Consider the following 22,425-nt stretch of genomic DNA (forward strand, 5'->3'; position numbering starts at 1 on the left):
GCCCGGAGCGTCCAGGGCCGCGGTGTCCAAGGAGCCCGTCGCCGTCGTCGGCATCGGCCAGACCCGGCACGTCGCCGCGCGCCGCGACGTCTCCCTGGCCGGGCTCGTCCGCGAGGCGGCCCGGCGCGCCCTCGACGACGCCGAACTGTCCTGGCAGGACATCGACGCCGTGGTCATCGGCAAGGCCCCCGACTTCTTCGAGGGCGTCATGATGCCCGAGCTGTACCTGGCCGACGCGCTCGGCGCGGTCGGCAAACCGATCCTGCGGGTGCACACCGCCGGCTCGGTCGGCGGCTCCACCGCCCTGGTCGCCGCCGACCTCGTCGCCGCCCGCGTGCACCGCACCGTCCTGACCCTGGCCTTCGAGAAGCAGTCCGAGTCCAACGCCATGTGGGGCCTGTCGCTCCCGGTCCCCTTCCAGCAGCCGCTGCTGGCCGGCGCGGGCGGCTTCTTCGCGCCGCACGTCCGCGCCTACATGCGGCGTACGGGCGCACCTGCCACGGTCGGCTCCCTGGTCGCGTACAAGGACCGCCGCAACGCGCTGAAGAACCCGTACGCCCACCTCCACGAACACGACATCACCCTGGAGAAGGTCCAGGCGTCCCCGATGCTCTGGGACCCGGTCCGCTACTCCGAGACCTGCCCGTCCTCCGACGGCGCCTGCGCGATGGTCCTGACCGACCGCGCGGGCGCGCGGCGGGCGCCCCGGCCCGCCGCCTGGATGCACGGCGGGGCGATGCGCAGCGAACCGACCCTCTTCGCGGGCAAGGACTTCGTCTCCCCGCAGGCGGGCAAGGACTGCGCCGCGGCCGTGTACCGGCAGGCCGGGGTCGCGGACCCGCGCCGGGAGATCGACGTGGTGGAGATGTACGTCCCCTTCAGCTGGTACGAGCCGATGTGGCTGGAGAACCTGGGCTTCGCCGCGCCCGGCGAGGGCTGGAAGCTCACCGAGTCCGGAGTGACGGAGCTCGACGGCGACCTGCCCGTCAACCCCTCCGGAGGGGTGCTCTCCGCCAACCCCATCGGCGCCTCCGGCATGATCCGTTTCGCCGAGGCGGCCCTCCAGGTGCGCGGGCAGGCGGGGGAGCACCAGGTCCCCGGCGCGCGCCGGGCCCTGGGCCACGCCTACGGAGGCGGGTCCCAGTTCTTCTCGATGTGGTTGGTGGGCGCCGAGCCGCCCGCCACCTGAAGCGCACCCTGTCCGACACCGGGCGGGGTGACTAGGCTGACCGCCACGCCGAACCGGGAGGAGCAGCGACGTGGCCGAGGGCATCATGGAACAGCGGCTCGCGGACGGGACCGGGCCGCAGCCCGACCTGACCGGCGCCGCCTGGCAGTCCAGCAGCCAGGGGATGGGGGATGTGCAGGTCGCCTTCGTGGAAGGCTGGATCGCGATGCGCAACCGGCGCACTCCGGACGTACCCGCGCTGGTCTTCACACCGGCCGAGTGGCGCGGGTTCGTCCTCGGCGCCCGGGACGGCGAGTTCGACCTCACCTGACGCGCCGCGGCCCGCGCCCCGGGCCCGGCGGACCGGATGACCGGACGGAGACGGCCGCCGGTCATCCGGCCGCGCGCGGCCGCCGCGTTACGCCCACAGCCCCAGCAGGAACGGATAGGCGTGCAGGACCGGCGCGGGCCCCTGGACGAGATCGCGCAGGGTGAAGACGATGTACTCGGTGCCCTTGGTGGCGAAGAAGTGCACCTCGTCGCCCACGGTGGCGGAGGCCACCGCGTCCGGGGCGGTCCATCCCTTGGGCAGCTGGCCCAGCGGCACCGGCTGCACCTCGCGGAGGTCCGGCGCGCGGAACCGGCCGTCGATCAGCACCGTCTGCTGCTCGCAGAACAGCAGGTACTGCGAGTCGTCGGGCCGCGCGGGCGTCGCCTCCAGGACCCGGCCGTACGGCTCCAGCTCCCGGGACGGGAAGTACTCCTCGGTCCGGTCGATGCCGTCGTTGTCCTTGTCGGAGAAGGCGACCGTCAGGTCACCCTTGACCCCGAGGTAGGTCCGGCCGCTGCGCCGCGGGGCCCGGGTGACGAAGTCGAAGCCGCCGTGGAACTCCTTGGGCAGGTGCGGGAAGCGCGCACTGATCTTCCGCGGCCCTTCCTCGACACGGTTGCGCGAGGAGAACCGGATGACCTCGTCACCACGGAAGCCCTCGAACCGTACGAACGGCGTGGTGTCGCCCGGCACGTACTTGGCGACGGTGCCGAAGACGCCTCCGGCGGCCTCCAGCGACGCCTTGAAGACGTGCGTGACGGTGGAGATGATGCCGCCGCCCGGCTCCACCAGCAGCCCGGACAGCGCGTCGAAGACCGGGTCGCCGCCGCGCGCCTCGACCGGCTCGAAGGTCCACTGCTCGGCGGTGCGGTAGGCACCGGTGTTCTCCGTCGACTGGTCGACGACCGCGCCCACCGCGGCCGCGTTGTCGCGCACGTTCATCCACAGGCCGCTGTGCAGGTTGGCGACCCGGTACGGGTCCTCCTCGACCAGCTGCCACGACTGGCTGCGGTACGCCGGGGTGTTCTCCTCCAGATGCTCCTGGACCAGGGGCGTGCCCTTGTCCTTGCCGCACCTGCGGACCTGGAGGTAGCCGCCGCTGTGCTGGTTCTGCATCCGGAAGGTGCGCTCGCCGCCCGGCGCGGACTCCAGCCGCCATGCCTGGGCGGCCCGCTGCGGCCAGTCGTACAGCCGCTCCTGGACGATGTCCGCGGGGGACTGTTTGGTGTGGCCCTTGACGGTCAGATACAGGCCGCTGCTCACGTTCTTGATCAGGTACGTGCCCTTGGCGCTGACGCTCACGGGAACCTCCTGGGAGCGGACGGAAAGAGTTCCGGTTCCGGCGTCCCACCCTAGGAGCCCGCTTCCCGGGACGCGACGGTACGGCCACCAGACCCGGCCAAGGTCAGGTCCCGGCCCCCGCCCGGGTACGCACCGCCCACAAGGCCCGATTCCCGGCGGGCGCGCTCCGCCGCTCCGGCGGGCACACCAGCAACGACCGGAACAGCACGCAGGAAAGCGGACCGGGGCCCGCGCGATCCGGCGACGGGCCGCGGATCAGTGCTGGTTGGGGATGGAACGCGCCCGCTCCAGCGAGTTCGCGACGGCGGGGGCCGGGGCGGGCTCGGCGCGCGGAGCCGGGTCGGCCGCGCGGGACGCGTACGCGGTGGGCGGCTCCGGCGGCTGGGCCTGCTGAGTGTCCGCGAGGACCGTGGTGGCCAGGTGCCGCAGCACGTCCGCGTGCGCGTGCAGCATCTGGTGCGTACGGGTGTCCCCCGGATCGGCCAGCAGGATGCGGGCGGCGGTGTTCACGGCACGCAGCCGCGGCTTCTGGGCCGTACGGTGCGCCCGGGGCAGCGACCGCCAGGCCGTGTTGGCGACGGTGATCAGCCGCCACAGGTCGTTGGTGGCCGGGTCGATGTCGTAGAACCGCAGACCGTACCGGCCGACGAGCCAGTACGAGAGGGACAGCGTCACGACCACCAGGAGGTCGAACGTCACCCAGGCGCGCGCCATGTGGCCGCGGTCCACGGCCATGTCGACCAGCAGCGCCACCCCCGCGCCCCCCGCGCCGAAGAGGACCGAGGCGAGCACGCCGAAGAACGCGACGGCCGGCACGATGCCGATGCCGTTCTCACTGTCCACCCGGAGCAGCCCCTGCCAGTGCGGGGCCAGATAGCGGGCGTAGCGGACGGGCTTCGGGGCGGGTTCGGTGACAGCGATTCTCTTCGCCCAACTCACTGCCATCGCTGCACACTCCTTCGTCGGGCACTGACGCACGGCTTCACGCCTCAACCAACGAATAACGGAATTGCCGGATACGCTCGGCCGGCTCAAACAACGTTTCTGCTGCGGAGTTTCCTCCGTACAGCCGGGCGCATGGGGGGCGTGGGCGCGGAGTGGTTCCGGGGCACCCGCACGCGGCCGCACCACAAAAGAAGAAATGACCGGAAAAACAAAAACCGAAAAACAATGACCGTCCGCGTCCCGGCGCCCTCCGCACGGAGGGCGCCGGGACGCGGACGGCTGCCGGGTCTCAGCGGCCGGAACGGTGCCGGTGGGCGCCGCGGTTGGAGTACGCGTGCCGGGTGGCCGCCGCCGGGGTGTCGGGGTCGAGCTGACGGATCAGCTGGTGGAAGCAGAGCAGCACGGTCACCGGCGGGAGCCCCGCCACGGTGATCCCCGCCGGGGTGGTGGGGGCCTTGGCGATGCACAGCACCGTGGCCACGGCCGCGAAGAAGATCACGACGCACCACGAGTGCGCGGTGCGTCGCCGGTGGGTGCGGGCCCGCAGGATGGACAGGATGGCGGCCATCCACGGCCCGTAGACCAGCAGCGGCCACAGCTGGGCGATGCGCGGTGACGTGGCCTCGCCGGCCAGGGCCCGCAGCGGCGGGTAGGACGCCACCGCGGCGAGCAGGGCGACCGCCATCACGATCACGGACGTCAGGGTGACGGTGACCAGGCTCAGGGTGCGCCGCCACGACCGGGTGTCGCCCTCCCGGCCGGCGCGGGCGGCGCGCAGGAAGGACGGCTTGCGGTGGCTGTGCCGCTCGGACACCGGCAGACCGGCGGTGACCGGCGGCTGTTCGGCGGTGTCCAGCAGCTGCGCCAGCTCGGCGTCGAGGTCGTCGGGGACGACCATCGGCTCCGCGCCGTAGGCGTCGTAGGCGTCGGCCAGGCTCTCGTGGGCCGGCTGGTCACGGAAGAGGGGACCGTCGGCGAGGCCGAAGGCGGCCGTCAGATCGGGCTCGGAGGTGACTTGGGCGGGGATCCGGTACCCGTCGGCGGTGGACGGCATCAGCAGGTGGAGGGTGGGGGGATCGTACACGGCAACTTCCCTGCGGGCTGGGCGGCGGCGTCGAGGCCCGGGCTGTCAGGCGGCGCTGGCCGCCCTCAGCACCGCCGGGGCCCGGCGCCGCACTCGGCTTCGGCGGGTTGCGACCACATCGCCTTGATCCGGTCGAGTTCCGCGCCGAGGCGGTCCAGCAGATCGGCGGAGAGTTCCGGCCGGAAGTATTCCCGCTCGCATTCCGCTTCGGCCGGCGGCCGGTCGGTTGCGGGGGAGTCGGAGATGCCAACGGGCTTGAAGAAACGCCGGCCGAGACGTCGGGCCGGCTGATCCACAGGAGTGTCAGGCATACATGCGGAACGAAGAGGGCCGACACAAAGGGACGGGTATCCGGCCCGGAGCGGCCCAAGTGAACTCAAGCAGACGTGGAGGGTACGAAGAGGAGGTGATCGGAAAGGTGGATGATTCGCTTTCGGTGCGCCGTCGGTCCGCCGCCGGAGGGCCGCGCGGGGGCCGGCCGCCGGCGGCCGGCGCGTGCCCCTATACCACTCACCCCCGTCGCGCGTCACCACAGCGTGGAAGGGCGCGTTCGGGCGGACGGCCCCGGCGTGCCACGGCGCCCGCACGAACGGTTGTGCGCCCGAGAGCGCCCACCTCGGAAGTAAAAGGTTTCTGCCGACGTCGGAGCGGCTCCGGCGCGCGCCGTACCGTTTCAGCGTATGCCGCTCCGGTGAGCTGACCCCCACTCCGACGCGCCCCCCGCAGAAAGTATGTCCAGGGGACCGGCGGTGCGCCCCGGGTAGGTAATGGTGCGTCACATCTACCTGTCCTTCCGCTCCCGGGCCCGCTCGACGGCCGCCCGGGACACCGGCCGATCAATCAACGAGGTGGTCCCCGATGGGAATACGTGGAGAGGCGGGCGTCCGCGCACCGCACGGCCCCGCGGCCGCCGCACCCGGCACCTGGGTCGTCTCGACCGCGCCCGGCGGCGTCCCGCTGCTCGGGCACGCGCTCCGCCTGTGGCGGCGCCCGCTCGAATTCCTCGCCGCGATGCCCGCCCACGGCGACCTGGTCGCGATCCGCCTCGGCCCGCAGCGCGTCTGGCTGGCCTGCGACCCGGCCCTGGTGCAGCAGATCCTCATGGACCCCCGCACGTACGACAAAGGCGGGCCGCTGTACGACACGATGCGCATGGTGCTCGGCAACGGCCTGGTCACCTGCCCGCAGCGCGTGCACCGCCGGCAGCGCCGGCTGGCCCAGCCCTGCTTCCGCCCCTCCCGGATCGCCGACTACGCCGCGGTGATGAGCGCCGAGATCAGCGCGGCCGTCGAGGAGTGGCGGCCGGGCCGGGAACTGGACGTCACCGACGCGATGATGGACCTCTCCGCCCGGGTGACCACCGGCGTGCTGATGTCCACCTCCCTCGACCCGGGCCTCGCCGCCGAGGTACGGGCATGCCTGGCCACCGCCATGCGCGGCGTGCTGCTGCGCGCGGTCGTCCCGCTCGGCCCGCTCTACAAGCTCCCGACCCCCGGCAACCGCCGCTTCGACCGGGCCCTGGCCCGGCTGCACCACCTCATCGATCAGATCATCGCCGAGCGCCGCGCCCGTCCCGCCGAGCACGACGACCTGCTGGCCACACTTCTCGAAGCCACGGACGACGGCGGCAACGCCACCGGCAACGACCCGTCCCCGTACGGCACTTCCGCACCGGACACGTGCCCCGCCGGCTCGACGCCCGGCCGCCCCACCCCTCCGCCCACCACCCGGGAGGCACCCCACGACAAGGAACCGCTCACCGACCAGAAGGAACCCCTCACCGACCAAGAGGCCCACGACCAGCTGATGACCTTCCTGGTGGCCGGGATCGAGACCACCGCGCTGGCCCTCGCCTGGACTTTCCACCTCCTGGCGGCCCACCCCGAGGAGGAACGCCGGCTGCACGCCGAAGTCGACACCGTGCTCGCCGGCCGCCCGCCGGCCCCCGCGGACCTGCCCCGGCTCACCCACGCCCGCCGCGTGGTCACCGAAGCCCTGCGCATGTATCCGCCCGGCTGGGCCCTGACCCGCGTCACCACCACCGAGACCACGCTGGCCGGTCACCGGCTGGCACCGGGAAGCACCGTCCTGTACAGCGCGTACGTGCTGCACCAGGACCCGGTGGCCTTCCCCGACCCCCAACGGTTCGACCCCGACCGATGGTTGCCGGAACGCGCGGGGAGCATCCCGAGCGGTGCGATGCTCCCGTTCGCCGCCGGCAACCGCAAGTGCATCGGCGACCACTTCGCGATGACCGAAGCCGTGCTCGCCCTTGCCGCCATCGCCGCACGCTGGCGCCTGCGCCCGCCGACCGCCAGGACCGTACGACCGGTCCCGGCGGCCGTGCTGAGCCCGGGCCCGCTGCCCATGGTCTGCGAGCCCCGCGGCAGGCCGGACGGCGGCGCAGCGCAGGCAGTGCCGTCTCAAGCACCGTGAACATGGAGAGAACCATGCAGGCAACAGGCTACGGCGCCCCGGAACACGAGATTCCCGCCGCCCGTCCGGCCGCGGTCCCGTTACCGGGGACCGGTCCGGAGCACGACCCGGACGCGACGGCGCCGCACGCCGCCGTCGTCGTCCCCCAGCTCTTCTGCCCCATCCCGGCGGCGCCGCATCACGAGACCGCCGGCATCGAGGCGCGGGTGGTGGACTGGATGGCGCGGTTCGGGTTCTGCGACGACGACTTCCACCACGCACAGGTACTGGCCAACCGCACCGCCGAGTGGGCGTGCCGGATCGCGCCCGACGGCGCCACCGACCCGCTGCAGATCGGGGCCGACTGGTCCTGCCTGGGCCTGCTGCTGGACGACGTCTATCTGGACGGCGGGCTCTTCAGCCGGAACCCGGAACGTTTCCTCCCGATGGCCGTCCAGGTCATCCACGGAGCCGACCACCCCGAGACCACCGACGGCCCGACGCCCGACCCCTACACCGCGGCCTTCGGCGAGGTCTCGCACCGCTACCGGCGGCACGCCACCGGCACGGTCGTACGGCGCTGGGTCGACGGCGTTGCCGAATGGTTTCTCGCCGCGTGCGTCGGCATGGGCCAGCGGGCCTCGGGCTCCGTACCGAGCCTGGAGGAGTACCTCGTCATCGGCCCACGGGACCGCGGCACCAAGGCGTCCATCGCCGTCATCGAGATGGCGGAGGGCACCTCGCTGCCCAGCGAGGCGGCCGAGACACCCCGAATACGAGCCCTGACCCAGATCGCCTCGGCGCTGGTGACCTTCGCCAACGACGTCCACTCCTACCACCGCGAGGTCAAGGAGCAGTCCCTGGAGTCCAACCTCGTCGGCATCCTGGAACACGCGCTGCGCGTGCCGCCCCAGGAAGCCATGATCCAGGCGGCCGCGCTGCACGACCGCCTGATGTGCCTGTACGTCACCCTGCGGGACCAGACCGCCGTACGGGCCACTCCCGAGGTGCGCTGCTACCTCGGCCAACTGGACCACTTCATCCGGGGCAACCTGGACTACAGCGCCGTGACCCCGCGCTACCGGTCCGACCCGGGGGCCGCCCCCGATCCGGCGCCCGCGTTCGGTGTCTGGGCGGACTCGCCCAGTGATGGGAGTCTCGAACCGCTGCCGCTGCGCCCGATCGCGTGGTGGTGGGACCAGCTGAGTCCCGCGATGTGAGCCCGGGGGACAGCGCTGTCCCCCGGCTCCGCGGTCCACGGGGCCGGCCCGTTCCCGGCGGCCCCTTCGGACCCTCAGGCCCTGTCGCAACGTCCCGGTACCCGGACCGGCGCCCCCCCCGGCGGGCGCGGCCGGGCACCGGCAGGAAGGGTGAACCGTTGTGCGTGCAAAGCCCCGTGTCCTCGTGGTCGGCGGCGGGATCGCCGGCCTGTCCGCGGCCTTCCGGCTCCAGCAGGCCGGCTGCGAGACCGTCGTCCTGGAGAGCGCCGGTCCGGAGCTGGCCGGCGGCCGGATGGCCACCGTCAACGTCTCGGGATTCGCCGTCAACCGGGCGGCGACCATCCTCATCCACAGCTACCGCGAACTGATCCGCCTCGTCGCCGCGGCCGGCCTGGCCGGCGAGGTCGTCCCCGGGAGCGACCTGTTCGGCCTGGTCCGCGGCGGCCGGGTGGACCGCGTCCGCCTCGGCTCCCGCCGGCAGCTCGCCACTGGCGGACTGCTGACCAGCTTCCCCCTCGGCGACATCGCCAAGCTGCTGCGCGACTACCGCCGCGTACGCCCGTTGCTGACACCGCACGACATGTCCCCGATGGCCGCGGCCGACTTCGAGTCCGTCCATCAGTACGCCACCCGCCGCGGCCTGCGGCCCGAGACCCTGGAGTACCTGCTCGACCCGCTCGTCTCCGGGCTGTGCCTGGGCGAGCCGGAAGAGGTCTCGGCCGCGATGCCGTTCGTCTTCATCGACGTCATCCTGTGCGGCGGCGGCTTCTTCACCTCCAAGGAAGGCGTCGGCTTCCTGCCCAAGGGGCTGGCCCGGCAGCTCACCGTCGAGTACCACGCCCAGGTCACCTCGGTCGAGGACCGCGGCGAGGAGGTGGCGGTCACCTGGCACCGGCCGGGCGAGGCGGAGCACCTGGAGACCGCCGCCGCCTGCGTCCTGGCCGTACCACCGCCGCAGATACCACCGCTGTACGGCCAACTCACGCCCGACCAGCGAGAGTTCCTGGACGACGCCCCGTACGCCCGCAGCATCCACGTCGCCTTCGGGCTGGACCGCCCGACGGCGGAACGGGCCATGCTGGTGCAGGCGTCCCGCGTCGAACACCCGGACCTCTGCGCCTTCGTGCTGGAACACAACCTCTCCCCGCAGCGCGTACCGGAAGGGGCGGGGCTGGTCATGACCCATCTGCGCGGCGCGTGGTCGGACCGCAACTGGGACCTGGGGGACGACAAGGTGGTGGACCACGTCCTGGCGGGCGTCCGGCGGATGGGCATCCTGCCCGAACTGGAGCGCCACACCACCATGACGCACATCTGGCGCGTCGCGCCGTGCCTGATCGGCCGGCGGCCGGGGGACTACCGCGCCATCGCCCGCTTCGCGGCCGGATTCGACCCGCGCGGCCGGGTCCAGCCGGCCGGCGGCGACATCCTGGGCCACTCCACCACCAACAGCAGCGTGGCCTCCGGTGAGCGGGCCGCCCGGAACCTCGTGGCCCGGCTGCGTACCGAGGGGGCGCTCACGTCGGGACGCCACTGACCCGCGTCCCGGTCTGCCAACTGCCTCCGGAGCACCGCCGATTCACCCGTAAGAGTGGCTGCTTACGGGTGCCCCGGGCGGGCCGGAACGGGTAAACGCGTGTGCTTATAGCACGGCCCGGCCCCCGTCGTGCAGCATGTCACTCATCCTGGTTACCGCGGGTCCGTATGGGCGTACGCTCTGCGCTATCGCAGGCAGAGTGCGGCCGGACGGGCCCGCACTCGCGGCGGGCGGGAGCACCCACGCGGCGAACGGATTCAGTCATGGCCAACGGATGGGAGCAGGTGCGCAACGCACGGCGTGTCCTGCTCGAACGGAACGCCGAACTCGAAGCGCTGGAGGCGGCCTTGGACCGGCTCTGCGGCCCTGGTGGGGGCTCCGTCACCACCCGGCGCGGCGGACTGCTCTCCTTCGCCGCACCCGCCGGCATGGGCAAGACCGCGCTGCTCGCCGAGGTCCGCGCCCGTGCCGCCGCGCACGGCTGCACCGTGCTCTCCGCGCGCGGCGGCGAGCAGGAGCACGGCATGGCCTTCCACGTCGTACGCCAGCTCGTGCAGCCCGTCCTGGCCGCATACGACGAGGCCGCCTCCCGCACCGTCCTGGGCACCTGGTACGACATCGTCGCCCCGGCCCTCGGTCTGGTGGCCGACGCGGGCGGCAGCGTGCCCGACCCGACCGGTGTACGCGACGGCCTGGACTGGCTGGTGACCCGCCTCGCCGTGCAGCAGGCGCCCACCGTGCTGGTCCTGGACGACGCGCACTGGGCCGACCAGGAGTCCCTGAGCTGGCTCACCGCGTTCGCGCCCCGGGCCGAGGACCTCCCGATGCTCGTGGTGGTCGCCTACCGCCCCGAAGAACTGCCGCGCGACGCCGCCCCCTTCCGCAAGCTCGCCGAACGCCACGCCACCCGCCCCTTCACCCTCACCCCGTTCACCTGCGACGCGGTCACCAGCATCGTCCGCGAGGCGATCGGCGCGGCGGCCGAGGACAAGTTCTGCACCGAATGCTGGGCGGTCACCGACGGCAACCCCTTCGAAGCCGTGGAACTCGCCGCCGGACTCCGCGAGCGCGGCCTCCAGGGCGGCCGGGACGACCTGCCCGCCCTGCGCGAGATCGCCTCCGCCGTCAAGGGCAAGGGCCTGATCGACCGGATGGACAAGCTCGGCGGCGCCGCCGTCCGGCTCGCCTGGGCGGTCGCCGTCCTGGGCACCTCGGCCACGCCCGACATCACCGCCGGTGTCGCCGCGCTCGGCACCGGGTCCGCGGCCGAGGCCGTCACCCAGCTGCGCGAGGCACGCATCCTGGCCCAGGCCGAGGCGCCCGACGGCATCCTGCAGTTCGCCCACCCGCTGATCGCCACCGCCGTCCACCGGGCGATCCCGGCCTCCCTGCGCGTCGGCATGCACAACGTGGCCGCCGAAGCGGTGGTGGAGGCCGGGCTGGGACCGACGGTCGCCGCACGGCACCTGCTGGAGGTGCCCTGCCAGGGCGACGACTGGGTGGTCCACCGGCTGCGCCAGGCCGCGCGGGAGTACGTACGGGCCGGCGCGCCCGACGCCGCCCGCCGTTTCCTGGCCCGCGCCCTGCGCGAGCCGCCCTCGCCCGAGAACCGCGCCGCCGTCCTGTTCGAACTGGGCGTCGTCACCTTCCTCTCCGCCCCCGAGGTCACCGTCAACTACCTGCGCGAGGCCTTGGAAGAACCGGATGTCGCCCCCGAACTGCGCGAAGCCGTCACCTACCGGCTCGCCCAGGCACTCGCCCACACCGACAAGGTCGCCGAGGCCGCGGCGCTCGCCGCCGACGAGGCCCGCCGCACCAGCCTCCCCGGCACCCGGCTGCGGATGCAGGCCGAGAACTTCGTCTGGAGCGCCTTCCGCGCCGACGAACCGGACTCCGCGGCCCGCTCCCGCAGGCTGGCCCGGCTCGCCGACCACCTCACCGGCGACGGCCTCGCCGAGCGCTACATCCTCGGCCTGCGCGCCTGGGACTGCGTGGTGCACGGCGAGCCCGCCACCACCGCCCTGCGCTACGCCGAGGCGGCCCTGGTCGGCGGACTCAGCTGGACCGAGGACAACCGCGGGTTCGAGGTGCCGGTCGCCGTCGCCATGGTGTTCATGTACTGCGACCAGCCAGGCCGCGCCGAGGAACTGTTCACCCGCGGCATGGCCGAGTGCGAGCGCAAGGGCTGGCGCGGCGCCCACCTGGCCTTCGGCCACGCCCTGCTCGGCTACATCCGCTACCGCCGCGGCGCGCTGACCGAGGCCGAGACCCTGGTACGCGAAGGGCTGCGGATCGCCGAGCGGGTCGGCGGCGCGGTACCGGCCCGGTGGTACGCCATCGGCATCCTCATCGAGATCCTGCTCGCCCGCGGCCGCGTCGACGACGCCCAGGAGATCGCCGACCACTTCAGCTACGGCGACATCGTGCCCAACGCCGTCGTCTACCCCGACTCCCGCACCGTCTACAGCGAACTGCTGCTGGCCCGCGGCCTGCACCGGCACGCCGAACACCACCTCAAGGCGGTCGGCAGGCGGCTGGAGGCCCGCGGCATGCGCAACCCCGCCTGGTGCCCCTGGCAGCTGCACCTCGCCCGCGCCACGACGCTCACCGACAGCCCGCGCGCCGTCGAGCTGGCCGAGGAAGGCGTACGCCGGGCCCGCAGGTTCGGCACCGCGACGGCCGTCGGCGAGGCCCTGCACTGTGCCGCCACCGTGATCGGCGGCGGCCGGGCCCTCAAACTGCTCGCCGAGGCCGTACGCGAACTGGAGCACTCACCCGCCGGCTACGCGCTGGCCGAAGCCCTGGTCGACCACGGAGCGGCGCTGCGCCGGGCCGGCCTGCCCCAGGACGCGGCCGAGCGCCTCTACCGCGGGCTGGAGGGCGCGGTCCACTGCGGAGCCGACGGCCTGGCGGAACGCGCCCGCGACGAGCTGTCCGCGGCCGGCCTGCGCCCGCTCCAGCTGCACAGCACCGGCACCGAGACCCTCACCGCCCAGGAGCGGGCGGCCGCCGAACGCCTCGCGCAGGACTGGCCCACCAGCCGCATCGCCGAGGAGCTGGCCGTCCCGGAGACGGTCGTCACCCGTCTGCTGTCCAGTGTCTGCCGCAAGATGGGCACGGACTACGCGGGCCTGCCGCGGCTGCTGGAGACGGCCGCCCCGGGCGTCGCGCCGGCCGAGCCGCCGCTGCGTTGACGCCGGGCCCGCCGGCCGCCGGCGGCCACGTACGATGGCGGTATGTCCTTCCTCCGCCGCCGCAGCGCAGCCACGCCCGCCGGGCCTGACTTCGACGTCCTCGCCATGGACCCCGGGGACTGGCCCGGCAATCTCGGAGCGGGACTGCTGCCCGCCCCCGACGGCAGCTGCCAGGGAGTCTTCCTGCGCTACGACCTGTTCGGCGGCCGCGGCCCCGCGATGATCATCGGCAACCTCCCGGAGGGCTCCCCGGCGCGCGACCTCGCCGACGGCCAGGTGCCGTTCGAGGTGGCACAGCTCCTCGCGGCGCTGGAGAACGACGAGCCGGTCACCGTCGTCGAGACCGAGGACACCCCGGTCATGCACGACGACAACCTGCTGATCGTCAAGCGCGTCAAGTGCTCCGAGGGCCGGATCTCCTGCGCCCAGTTCGACCGCAGCGACGGCGTCCTGGTCACCATCGCCAGCTGGGACCGGCCGATCACCGACGACCTGTACGCCCTCCTGAAGCCGCTGCCGGCGGAGATGTTCCAGCAGGGGTGATCCCGGGGACACGCGGTCCCGGACGGCGGCCGGACGCCGTGCCGGGCCGCCGAGCGCCCGGCACGGCGCCGCATGCCGTGTGCCGCCTACCGCTGTGAGGACCGCACGTCCACATCGGCCGCCCGCACATAGCCGACCCGGTGCCCCACCTGGATCTCGTAGTACACATCCTGGCCGCGCACGACCGCGTGCCGGGACAGGTCGTACGTCGGGGCGTAGAAGTACTCGCCGCGCACCCGGTTGCCGACGGCATAGCGCTGGCCGGACAGCAGCTTGTACGGGAGCGGCGTGACCGCCTGCACCGGCACGCCCGCCGGGTAGGCCGCCGCCTCCGGGTACGCCCGGCCGTAGACCGGGATGTCCGCCCGGCCCGCCTTCGGCGTGATCACCAGCCCCTTCGCGTCGACCGCGGTGGGCTGCTCCGGCGGGTTGTGGAACCACGCCTTCCGGCCCAGGTACCAGATGGCCGTCCACTCACCCCGGCGCTCCGCGACCGCGTACCGCTGGCCGGTGGTGGCACGGGCGCCGGTGTCGTTCACCCCGGTCGTCGAGGGGCTGCCGTCCGGGCGCAGGCCGATGTCCTCGACCAGGGGCGCGCTCGCACTCGGTTCGGTGTGCAGGCGCACCGCGGCCGAGCCGTGCGGCGCGCACGGCTGCCCCGGCTTGACGCAGTCCGTGTAGAGGGGCCGGTGCCGGTCGTAATCGGGGCGGATGGTGACCAGGCCGCCTCTGGGGCCCGCCGTACGGACGAACGGCTTGCCCAGCAGCCGGAAGTAGTGCGCCCAGTCCCAGTACGGGCCCGGGTCGGTGTGCATGCCCTTGATCGTGGCGGGGGTGGTGCCCGGCACGTTGTCGTGGCCGATGATGTGCTGCCGGTCCAGGGGCAGGTCGTACTTGTGCGCCAGGTAGCGCACCAGCCGCGCGGACGCGCGGTACATCGCCTCCGTGTACCAGGCGTCCGGAGCCGCGAGGAAACCTTCGTGCTCGATGCCGACGGAGTGCGCGTTGACGTACCAGTTCCCCGCGTGCCAGGCGACGTCCTTGGTCGGCACGTGCTGGGCGATCAGCCCGTCCGCGGACCGGATCGTGTAGTGCCAGGAGACATACGTCGGGTCCTTGATGAGCTTCAGCGTCGTCTCCCACGACCCCTCGGTGTCGTGCACGACGATGGCGTCGACCCGCTGGTCCCGCGGCCGGTCCGCCTTGTCGTGGTTGCCGTAGTCACCGTCGCCGAACTCCTCGTACGGCGCGGGCACGGACACGCAGGAGACCGTACGCGGGCATTCGAGGCGGGAACCGTCCGCCGGGGCGGCGGACCGCAGCCCGAGGCGCCCGAGCTGTGCCCGGTCCGGCGTCAGTCCCGGTGCGGCGGGCAGCGTCACCCGCTGGCCGGAGTCGGTCGTACGGGACTGGCCCTGCCGCAGGACGTCGTACACGTCGTCGGCGAAGCCCGCCGCCGTCCGGGCGTCGTCCGCGCCCGGGTAGCGGGCGACGGCCCCGTACCAGCGGGCCGGGTCGGCGGAGCGCGGCCCCAGGCGGCGCTGCTCCTCGGCCAGCAGCGCCGCACCGCCGCGGATGTTGGCCGCCGGATCCCGGCGCAGCCGTTCGGCGGGCAGCCCGGTCAGCCGCGCCGCCCGCTCCAGGGTGCGCAGCCGGGCGGGCAGCGCGCCGGCGGCCGGGAGCTGTGCGGGGGCCCGCTTGCGGGCACGGGAGTCGTCGCCGCGCGGGTCCTCGTCACCGTCGCTGTGGTGCGGCCGCCCGGCCAGCGCCGTACGGGCGTCGGTCAGGTGCATCGGGCCGTAGCCCCCGGAGACGCTGGGCGCGCCGCCGTGCGCGTCCCAGCGGGACTCCATGTACGCGACGGCCAGCAGCACGTCCCGCGGGACGCCGTGGCGCGCGGCGGCGTCCGCGAACGCCTGCTGGAGGGAGCCGGCGGCGGGCCGGGACGCCGCGGCGCGGGGCTGCCCGTCCGGGGCGGACGGCGCGGCGGAGACCAGGGGCAGCACCAAGGCCGCCGCCGCGACGGCGGTGGCGGCCCTGAGCGCTCTGGAGCGGGGGGGTCTCTTCTCGTCGGATCCTCGCAACGCAGCCTCCTGTGGCCGACCGGGACGAGCCGGGGCGTCTGACGGATGGTGTGCATACGGCCGTGCGCGGAACGGGATTCTTACAGCTATCGCCTGGCCGACGATCCGTCAATCACCGTGCGCCCCAAGGGCTTCGTATGTCAGCGCGCTTCCCGGAACCCCGTACGAGAGCGGCGGCGGCCCCCGGCCCGCACGAGTGAGCGGCACGCCCTTACGGCGTGCCGCTCACATGCCCCCTGCGCGGATCAGCGGGTGCCGACCGCCGCCCGTACCGCACGGCGTGCCATCTGGCAGTCGTCGTGCAGCCGGCGCAGCAGCAGCCGCTGCTCCTCGCCCGCGGCCAGCGCACCGGGGTGTCCCGGCCCCGGCGTGCCCGTCGGCGTGGGCTCGCGCATGGTGCGCTGCACGGCGGTTTCGTAACGCCGTATTTCGCGGGTGAGCACCAGCATCAGATTCACCAGGAAGGCGTCCCGCGCGGCCGGTCCCGCGGCCTGCGCGAGCTGGCTGATCTGGCGGCGCGCCACAGGGGCGTCACCGAGCACCGACCACAGGGTGGCGAGGTCGTAGCCCGGCAGGTACCAGCCGGCGTGGTCCCAGTCGAGCAGCACCGGCCCGGCGGGGGAGAGCAGGACGTTGTTCAGCAGCGCGTCGCCGTGGCAGAACTGGCCCTGGGTGTGGGCCAGACCGTGCAGCAGCTTCTGCAGGTCGCCCAGGTCCCGGTCGGTCAGCAGGCCGAGGTCGTGGAAGCGCCCGATGCGGCCCGCGTAGTCCAGCGGCGCGTCGAACATCCCGGCCGGCGGCCGCCAGAGGTTGACCCGGCAGATCGCGCCGAGTGCGGCCCGTACGTCGGCGCGCGGCGGTGCTTCGGTCGGATGCCGTTGGAGGGAGGCGACCCGGCCGGGCATCCGCTCGACGACCAGGGTGCAGTTGTCAGGATCCGCGGCGACCAGCCTCGGTACGCGCACCGGCGGACGGTGGCGTACGAAGGACCGATATGCAGCTATTTCGTGCCGGAATCGCTCGGCCCACGCGGGGGAGCGGTCCAGTAAACACTTGGCGACCGCGGTCGTACGGCCGGTGGTGCCCACCAGGAGGACGGACTTGCCGCTCCGGCGCAGCACCTGGACCGGATGGAACTCGGGGCAGATGCGGTGCACGGAGGCGACCGCGGCGCGCAGCTGAGCACCCTGGGGGCCGGACAAGTCGAGTCTCCCGCTGAGCGGTTGGGTGCCTCCCCCTTGCACCCGCCGGTTGCGGCCGCCGGTGAGGCCGGAAACCGCCCCCGTCGACTGGGAGGGGTCGAGATACGGCCCGCTTCCCGGAGGCTGCGGACGGTACGGCCGGTTCGGGGCGCTCACGGCGGACGATGCTGCGTACATGGGTGAGACAGATCCCTTCGTGCGCCGACGAGTTGCAGTGCGGCTCCCGGCCCGGCGACCCGGGGCCCGAAGGCCCCGGATCCGGTGTCCGCACCCTGGGGAATGCGGTACCGACACCGGGCCGGGGGCTGCACTTCTACAGAACACGCGGGCGCGGGTGGCAGACCATCTGGCGGACCCTGGCGAACCCTGGCGAATGCTCGCGGGCGTCCTCGGCGGCCCGTTACTGTCAAGTCAGTCGAGGAACCTGGGGGCTTGACGTGGACAGGGAGCCGAACACCCGTCTCGCGGACCTTTTCGGCCTGGCCGGCTGGTCCAAGGGCGAGCTGGCGAGACTGGTCAACCGGCAGGCGGCCGCCATGGGGCATCCGCAGCTGGCGACCGACACCTCGCGGGTACGGCGCTGGATCGACACGGGGGAGACCCCGCGCGACCCGGTGCCCAAGGTGCTCGCCGCCCTGTTCACCGAGCGTCTCGGCCGTGTCGTAACCATCGAGGACCTCGGGTTCGGTCGTTCCGGGCGCGCGGGGAGGAAACAGGCCACGGACGGTCTCCCGTGGCCGCCCGAGCGAACGGCGGCGGTCCTCACGGAATTCACGGGAATGGACCTCATGCTCAACCGACGCGGCTTGGTGGGCGCGGGCGCGGCGCTCGCCGCGGGCTCCGCACTCAGCAGCGCCATGCACGACTGGCTGCACACCGACCCGGCGCTGGCAGCCGACGCCCCCCGATTCGACGACCCGTTCGACTACCACTCCATCGACCAGATCGGCTACGACCGCTACGAGGCGGCCCCCGTGGGGTCGCAGGAGATCGACGCCCTGGAGCGCTCGGTCGAGGTCTTCCGCGCCTGGGACGCGGCCCGCGGCGGCGGGCTGCAGCGCAAGGCCGTGGTGGGCCAGCTCAACGAGGTGGGCGGGATGCTCGCCTACCACCACCCCGACCACCTCCAGCGCAGGCTCTGGGGGGTGGCGGCCAACCTCGCCGTCCTGGCGGGCTGGATGTCCCACGACGTGGGGCTGGAGCCCACCGCCCAGAAGTACTTCGTCATCGCCGCCCACGCGGCGCGCGAGGGCGGCGACCGGCCGCGCGCGGGCGAGGCGCTCTCCCGGGCGGCCCGCCAGATGGTGCACCTGGGCCGACCCGACGACGCCCTGGACCTGATGAAGCTGGCCAAGTCCGGCTCCGGCGCCGAGACGCTGCCGCGGACCCGCGCGATGCTCTGCACCATCGAGGCGTGGGCCCAGGCGAGCAAGGGACAGGGCCAGGCCATGCGGCGCACCCTGGGCGAGGCGGAGGAACTCTTCGTCGCCGACCGGGGCGACGTGCCGCCGCCGAGCTGGATGCAGATGTTCGACGAGGCGGACATGCACGGTATGCAGGCGCTGGCCTTCCGTACGCTGGCCGAACACGACCCGCGGGCGGCGAAGATCGCCCAGGCGCACGCCAAGCAGGCGCTGCGGCTGCGGGACGCCGGCCGGCAGCGGTCGACGATCTTCGACTACCTCTCGATGGCCTCGGCCTGCTTCATCGGCAACGACCCGGAACAGGCCGACCGCTACGCCCGGCTGGCCCTGGTGTCCATCAAGGAGAACTCCTCCCACCGCACCTGGGACCGGTTGCGCGAGATGTACCGGCTCACCAACCAGTACACGAACTACGGCAAGATCCAGGACCTGCGGGAGGAGATCCAGCGGGTGATGCCGAAGGCCAAGAACAACAAGGGGCTGGGCCCGGGGATCGGCCCGGTGGGCAGCAACTTGCGGGTCTGACGCCGGCTGCTGCCGGCGGGACCTGAACCGGACGAGAACAAGGCGAGCCAAGACCCGTGACCCCGGTCCTGGCCGTGCGAAACATCGCGTCGTACCGGCAGCGTCGTACAGGCAGCGCGGCATACGGACACCGCGCGAGGGTTTCCGCTACCCGCTCACCCTGGCGATCAGCACACACGCGTCGTCCTCGCGCTCGGCACCGCCGAACTCCTCGGCGACGACGCGGACACAGTCCTGCGCGTTGCGCGCCGCGGCGAACCGTGGTGCCAGCGACAGCAGGCGCGCGGCACCCTCGTGGGGCGCGAGCGCGCCGTGCGACCGGCGCGGCACCAGGCCGTCCGTGTGCAGCACCAGCAGGTCGCCGGGCTCCAGCTGCTCGCACCGCTGCGTGTAGGCGGCTCCGGTGGTGGCGCCGAGGAGGACGCCCTCCGGGGGGTTCAGCGGGCTTCCCGTGCCGTCGCGGAACAGCAGCGGGGCGGGGTGTCCGGCCTGGGCCCAGACGAGCTGACGGGAGGCGGGGTCGAAACGGCAGCAGACCGCGCTGCCGAGGGCGGGCTGCGCGGAGGTGTCGAGCAACTGGTTCAGATAGCCCATCAGCGGGCCCGGCTCCTGACCGGACACCGCCATGCCGCGCAGCGCGCCGAGCACCATGGCCATGCCGGACGTGGCGGTGGCGCCGTGGCCGGTCAGGTCGCCGACGCTCAGCAGGGTCCGGCCGTCCGGAAGCTGCAACGCGTCGTACCAGTCGCCGCCGATCAGGGCGCTGGTGCCGGAAGGGAGGTAGCGGGCGGCGAGGTCGAGTGCGACGGGTCCGCCCTGCGGGAACCGCAGGGAGCCGCGCCACGGCGGCAGCACGGCTTCCTGCAGCTCTACCGCAAGCCGGTGCTCGGTCCGCGCCATGTGCCGTTGACGCTGCAGCGAGTCACGGGTCTCGCGCACCGCCCGCTGGCTGCGGCGCAGCTCGCTGACGTCGCGCAGTACGGCCCACATGCAGGCCGTGCTGCCGTCGGCTTCGAGCACCGGCTCGCCCACCATGTGCACCGTACGGACGCTCTGGTCGCTCCGTACGATGCGGAACTCGTCGTCGATCGGCCGGCCGTCCACCAGGCAGTCGGTGACCATCGTGGTCAGCAGCTGCTGGTCCTCGCAGAAGACCAGGGAAGGCAGCTCGTCCAGCGTCAGGGGTCCTTCGGCCGGATCCCTGCCGAAGATGCCGAACAGCTCCTCCGACCAGCTCACCTCGTCGGTGAGGAGGTTCCACTCGGCGCTGCCGACCCGGCTGAGCAGTGAGCCGCGCGGATGCCCCGCGGGCTCGGGCGGCGCCACCGGCAGCCGGTCGTCGTCCGTCGCCTGCGCCGTGTCCTGGGCCGCCCCGGGGTCGGCGGGCAGGCCCTCCCGGAGCTGGTCCAGGTGTCCGCCGAGGTCGTCGAGGTGGTGGACGGCGAGGTCGCACAGCGCCCGCTGCCAGCGCAGCCGGGCGTCGTCGGGCTCGTCGCCGCCGGCCGAGGTCTCCCGGCGTACGGCGTCCAGGCCGCCCCGCAGCCGGCGTGCCTGGGTGATCAGGGCCTCGACCACGTCGCGCTCGGGCGGCTGGGCGGCTGGTCGGTCCGCGAACAGATGGGACGGCATGACGTTCTCCGATATCAGGCGGCGCCGGGGCCTGGTCTGACGGAAGGGCCGGTAACGACTGTTGCACAGGCTGCGACCGCCCGTAAGGGATTTGGCATTACCCGATACGGTGGTGCATTCGGCATATGCCCCCGGCCTCCCTGGGGCAACCTTCGGCCGAATCAGCGGAACCTGGCGTTCCAGGCTAGGCTTCGGCCGCCGTAGCGCGCTCGGTCCCACCGATCCATGGTGGGAACGACGCATACGACCCGTGGTCACCGGCAAGAATGCCGGTCAGCGGAAATCCCGTTGCCAGCCTGTCCCCCGCACCGGATGCTGACCTCATGTTCGATCCAGACATAGCGCCCAGTGGCACCCTGCTCGGCCTCCTGCAGCGAGGCCGCGGCGACGGGACCCTGCACGCCCTCGCGGCGCCGCGGGCCGAGGCGCTCGCGGCACTGAACGACAGCGTGCTGCGCGACCCCCGCCGCGACTGGCAGGTCGAGAACCGCTCCCTGTACTACGCGCGCCTCTACATGCAGCTCGACGGCGGACTCGAAGAGATCGAACGGCATCTTTTCCACCCCGACGACCTCACCGACCCCGGCGAGGAGCGCACGGGCCTCGCCCTCGCCGTGCTCGGCCACCTCGCCGCGTACGGCCGGGACGCCGCCCTCCTCCTGCTGCGCAGCTACGCCGCCGCCGGCACGAACTGGCGCTGGGCCCTGGACGAGCTCGCGCTGCGGGACGACGACGCGGGACTGGCGACCCTCGCCCCCGCGGTCCTCGCCCGTTTCCCGCACACCCCCGAGGGCGACGCCGAGCTGGCCGCCGCCGTCCGCGACGCCTTCGAGCCCCGCCCGTGGCGGCTGTGGGCCGAGGACCCCCGTTACGGCGAACGCATCCGCGCCGCCCAGGAACAGGGCTGCTTCGACCGCTGGCAGCGCCAGATGCGGCCGAGCGGGCCGCGCCCCGGCTGGAGCGTCACCGAAGTACTGGACTGGGCCCAGCAGGGCCTGGAGCTGCACCCGGAGGAGTGGCGCCAGGTCCCGGCCGCGCGCTGCCTGGCCGCCGTCGCGGGCCCCGAGGACCGCCCTGAGCTGCTGCGCGCCGCGCGCACCGGCCCGGACGCCGCCCGTGCCGCCGCCCTGCGCCACCTCGCCGAGCGCGGCGACCCGGAGGCCCTCGACCTCATCGAGGCCGCGGCCGCCGACCCCTTCTCCAGCCGCCCGCTCGCCGAGGCCGCGCTCGCCGCCTTCGAGCGGATGCGCGCCGTGGCCGCCGTCGAACGGGCCCGCCGGTGGGCCCCGCGCCCCGACCCCCTCGGCGCGGCCGGCGCCACGATGCTGGCCCGCCGCGGCAGCCGGGGCGACGCCGACCTGGTGCTGGCGGCCCTGCGCCGTACGGTGCGGACCGAGGGACCGGACGCGGGCGGCCTGTGGGAGCTGGTCGACGGGGCCGGCCGCCTGGGCGTGGCCTGCGCGGCACCGGTGCTGCGCCACATCTACCGCGAGACCTCCTCCTCCCACCTCAGAGGCCGTGCCGCGGGCGCGCTGGCCGTCACCGACCCCGGGTTCCCGGCGGGCTTCGCCGTCGAGTGCCTGTGGGACTGCGAGGAGAGCACCCGCGAGCTGGCCGCCCGGCACGCGGCGACCGGTGACGACCGGGTCGTGGAGCAGTTGCGCAGGCTGGCCGCCGATCCGGCCGAGGAGGCCGAGGTGCAGACGGCGGTACGCAGCCGGTTCGGGCCGGACGCGCCGGCGCTCTGAGCCGCGGGGGGCGCGCGGGGCGTGAGGGCGCACGGGCCGTCCGCGCCGGGCGCCCGTGCCCCGGCGCGGGCGCC

The 22,425-nt window shown here is 73.5% G+C and carries 16 protein-coding genes; 9 read left to right on the forward strand and 7 right to left on the reverse strand.

Features of this window, described 5'->3' with window-relative positions:
* The first annotated feature begins 22 nt into the window (after positions 1-22).
* Both JXZ78_RS13150 and JXZ78_RS13155 read left to right on the forward strand, forming a co-directional pair.
* On the forward strand, positions 23-1,189 hold the full coding sequence (locus tag JXZ78_RS13150; RefSeq protein WP_030018153.1) for a thiolase family protein: 1,167 nt from the start codon (positions 23-25) through the stop codon (positions 1,187-1,189).
* 85 nt (positions 1,190-1,274) lie between these two features.
* Positions 1,275-1,499: a DUF397 domain-containing protein gene (locus JXZ78_RS13155; RefSeq protein ID WP_033037148.1), complete on the forward strand. Its 225-nt coding sequence runs from the start codon at positions 1,275-1,277 to the stop codon at positions 1,497-1,499.
* A gap of 87 nt (positions 1,500-1,586) precedes the next feature.
* Here the strand turns inward: JXZ78_RS13155 and JXZ78_RS13160 are convergent, their stop codons facing one another.
* The 4 genes from JXZ78_RS13160 to JXZ78_RS13175 all read right to left on the reverse strand — a co-directional run bounded on the left by JXZ78_RS13160 (position 1,587) and on the right by JXZ78_RS13175 (position 5,126).
* Positions 1,587-2,801, reverse strand: coding sequence for an RICIN domain-containing protein (locus JXZ78_RS13160; RefSeq protein WP_050502083.1), 1,215 nt, complete (start codon positions 2,799-2,801; stop codon positions 1,587-1,589).
* 255 nt (positions 2,802-3,056) lie between these two features.
* Positions 3,057-3,746, reverse strand: a complete 690-nt coding sequence (locus tag JXZ78_RS13165; RefSeq protein ID WP_030018150.1) for a hypothetical protein — start codon at positions 3,744-3,746, stop codon at positions 3,057-3,059.
* Positions 3,747-4,035: 289 nt separating this feature from the next.
* Positions 4,036-4,830, reverse strand: coding sequence for a DUF2637 domain-containing protein (locus tag JXZ78_RS13170; RefSeq protein WP_030018149.1), 795 nt, complete (start codon positions 4,828-4,830; stop codon positions 4,036-4,038).
* A 65-nt stretch (positions 4,831-4,895) separates the two neighbouring features.
* Positions 4,896-5,126 (reverse strand): hypothetical protein, encoded by a 231-nt coding sequence (locus JXZ78_RS13175; protein ID WP_030018148.1) that lies wholly within the window; start codon positions 5,124-5,126, stop codon positions 4,896-4,898.
* A 562-nt stretch (positions 5,127-5,688) separates the two neighbouring features.
* Here JXZ78_RS13175 and JXZ78_RS13180 point away from each other — a divergent pair.
* The 5 genes from JXZ78_RS13180 (at position 5,689) to JXZ78_RS13200 (ending at position 13,739) form a co-directional block, all read left to right on the forward strand.
* Positions 5,689-7,266, forward strand: coding sequence for a cytochrome P450 (locus tag JXZ78_RS13180; protein WP_030018147.1), 1,578 nt, complete (start codon positions 5,689-5,691; stop codon positions 7,264-7,266).
* 14 nt (positions 7,267-7,280) lie between these two features.
* On the forward strand, positions 7,281-8,465 hold the full coding sequence (locus tag JXZ78_RS13185; RefSeq protein ID WP_030018146.1) for a terpene synthase family protein: 1,185 nt from the start codon (positions 7,281-7,283) through the stop codon (positions 8,463-8,465).
* Positions 8,466-8,625: 160 nt separating this feature from the next.
* Complete coding sequence (locus JXZ78_RS13190) at positions 8,626-10,002, forward strand: protoporphyrinogen/coproporphyrinogen oxidase (RefSeq protein WP_030018145.1); 1,377 nt, start codon at positions 8,626-8,628, stop codon at positions 10,000-10,002.
* A gap of 263 nt (positions 10,003-10,265) precedes the next feature.
* A complete protein-coding gene (locus JXZ78_RS13195; RefSeq protein WP_030018144.1) occupies positions 10,266-13,196 on the forward strand; it encodes an ATP-binding protein in 2,931 nt (976 codons plus the stop codon).
* Positions 13,197-13,238: 42 nt separating this feature from the next.
* The gene (locus tag JXZ78_RS13200; RefSeq protein WP_030018143.1) at positions 13,239-13,739 is read left to right on the forward strand and encodes a hypothetical protein; all 501 of its coding nucleotides are present in this window, start codon (positions 13,239-13,241) and stop codon (positions 13,737-13,739) included.
* Positions 13,740-13,825: 86 nt separating this feature from the next.
* On the opposite strand, the gene JXZ78_RS13205 is transcribed toward JXZ78_RS13200, so the two are convergent.
* Positions 13,826-15,823: a peptidoglycan recognition protein family protein gene (locus JXZ78_RS13205; RefSeq protein WP_030018142.1), complete on the reverse strand. Its 1,998-nt coding sequence runs from the start codon at positions 15,821-15,823 to the stop codon at positions 13,826-13,828.
* 245 nt (positions 15,824-16,068) lie between these two features.
* Positions 16,069-17,202 carry an aminoglycoside phosphotransferase family protein gene (locus JXZ78_RS13210; protein ID WP_030018141.1) on the reverse strand — a complete coding sequence of 378 codons (1,134 nt, stop codon included), beginning with the start codon at positions 17,200-17,202 and terminating at the stop codon, positions 16,069-16,071.
* A 260-nt stretch (positions 17,203-17,462) separates the two neighbouring features.
* Between JXZ78_RS13210 and JXZ78_RS13215 the strand changes: the two genes are divergently transcribed.
* Positions 17,463-18,974, forward strand: a complete 1,512-nt coding sequence (locus tag JXZ78_RS13215) for a DNA-binding protein NsdB (protein ID WP_030018140.1) — start codon at positions 17,463-17,465, stop codon at positions 18,972-18,974.
* A 147-nt stretch (positions 18,975-19,121) separates the two neighbouring features.
* Here JXZ78_RS13215 and JXZ78_RS13220 read toward each other — a convergent pair whose 3' ends face one another.
* Positions 19,122-20,603, reverse strand: coding sequence for a PP2C family protein-serine/threonine phosphatase (locus tag JXZ78_RS13220; protein WP_030018139.1), 1,482 nt, complete (start codon positions 20,601-20,603; stop codon positions 19,122-19,124).
* 323 nt (positions 20,604-20,926) lie between these two features.
* Between JXZ78_RS13220 and JXZ78_RS13225 the strand changes: the two genes are divergently transcribed.
* On the forward strand, positions 20,927-22,351 hold the full coding sequence (locus tag JXZ78_RS13225; RefSeq protein ID WP_030018138.1) for a hypothetical protein: 1,425 nt from the start codon (positions 20,927-20,929) through the stop codon (positions 22,349-22,351).
* The last annotated feature ends 74 nt before the right edge of the window (positions 22,352-22,425 follow it).

The organism is Streptomyces monomycini, assembly GCF_022271435.1.
Lineage (GTDB): Bacteria > Actinomycetota > Actinomycetes > Streptomycetales > Streptomycetaceae > Streptomyces > Streptomyces monomycini.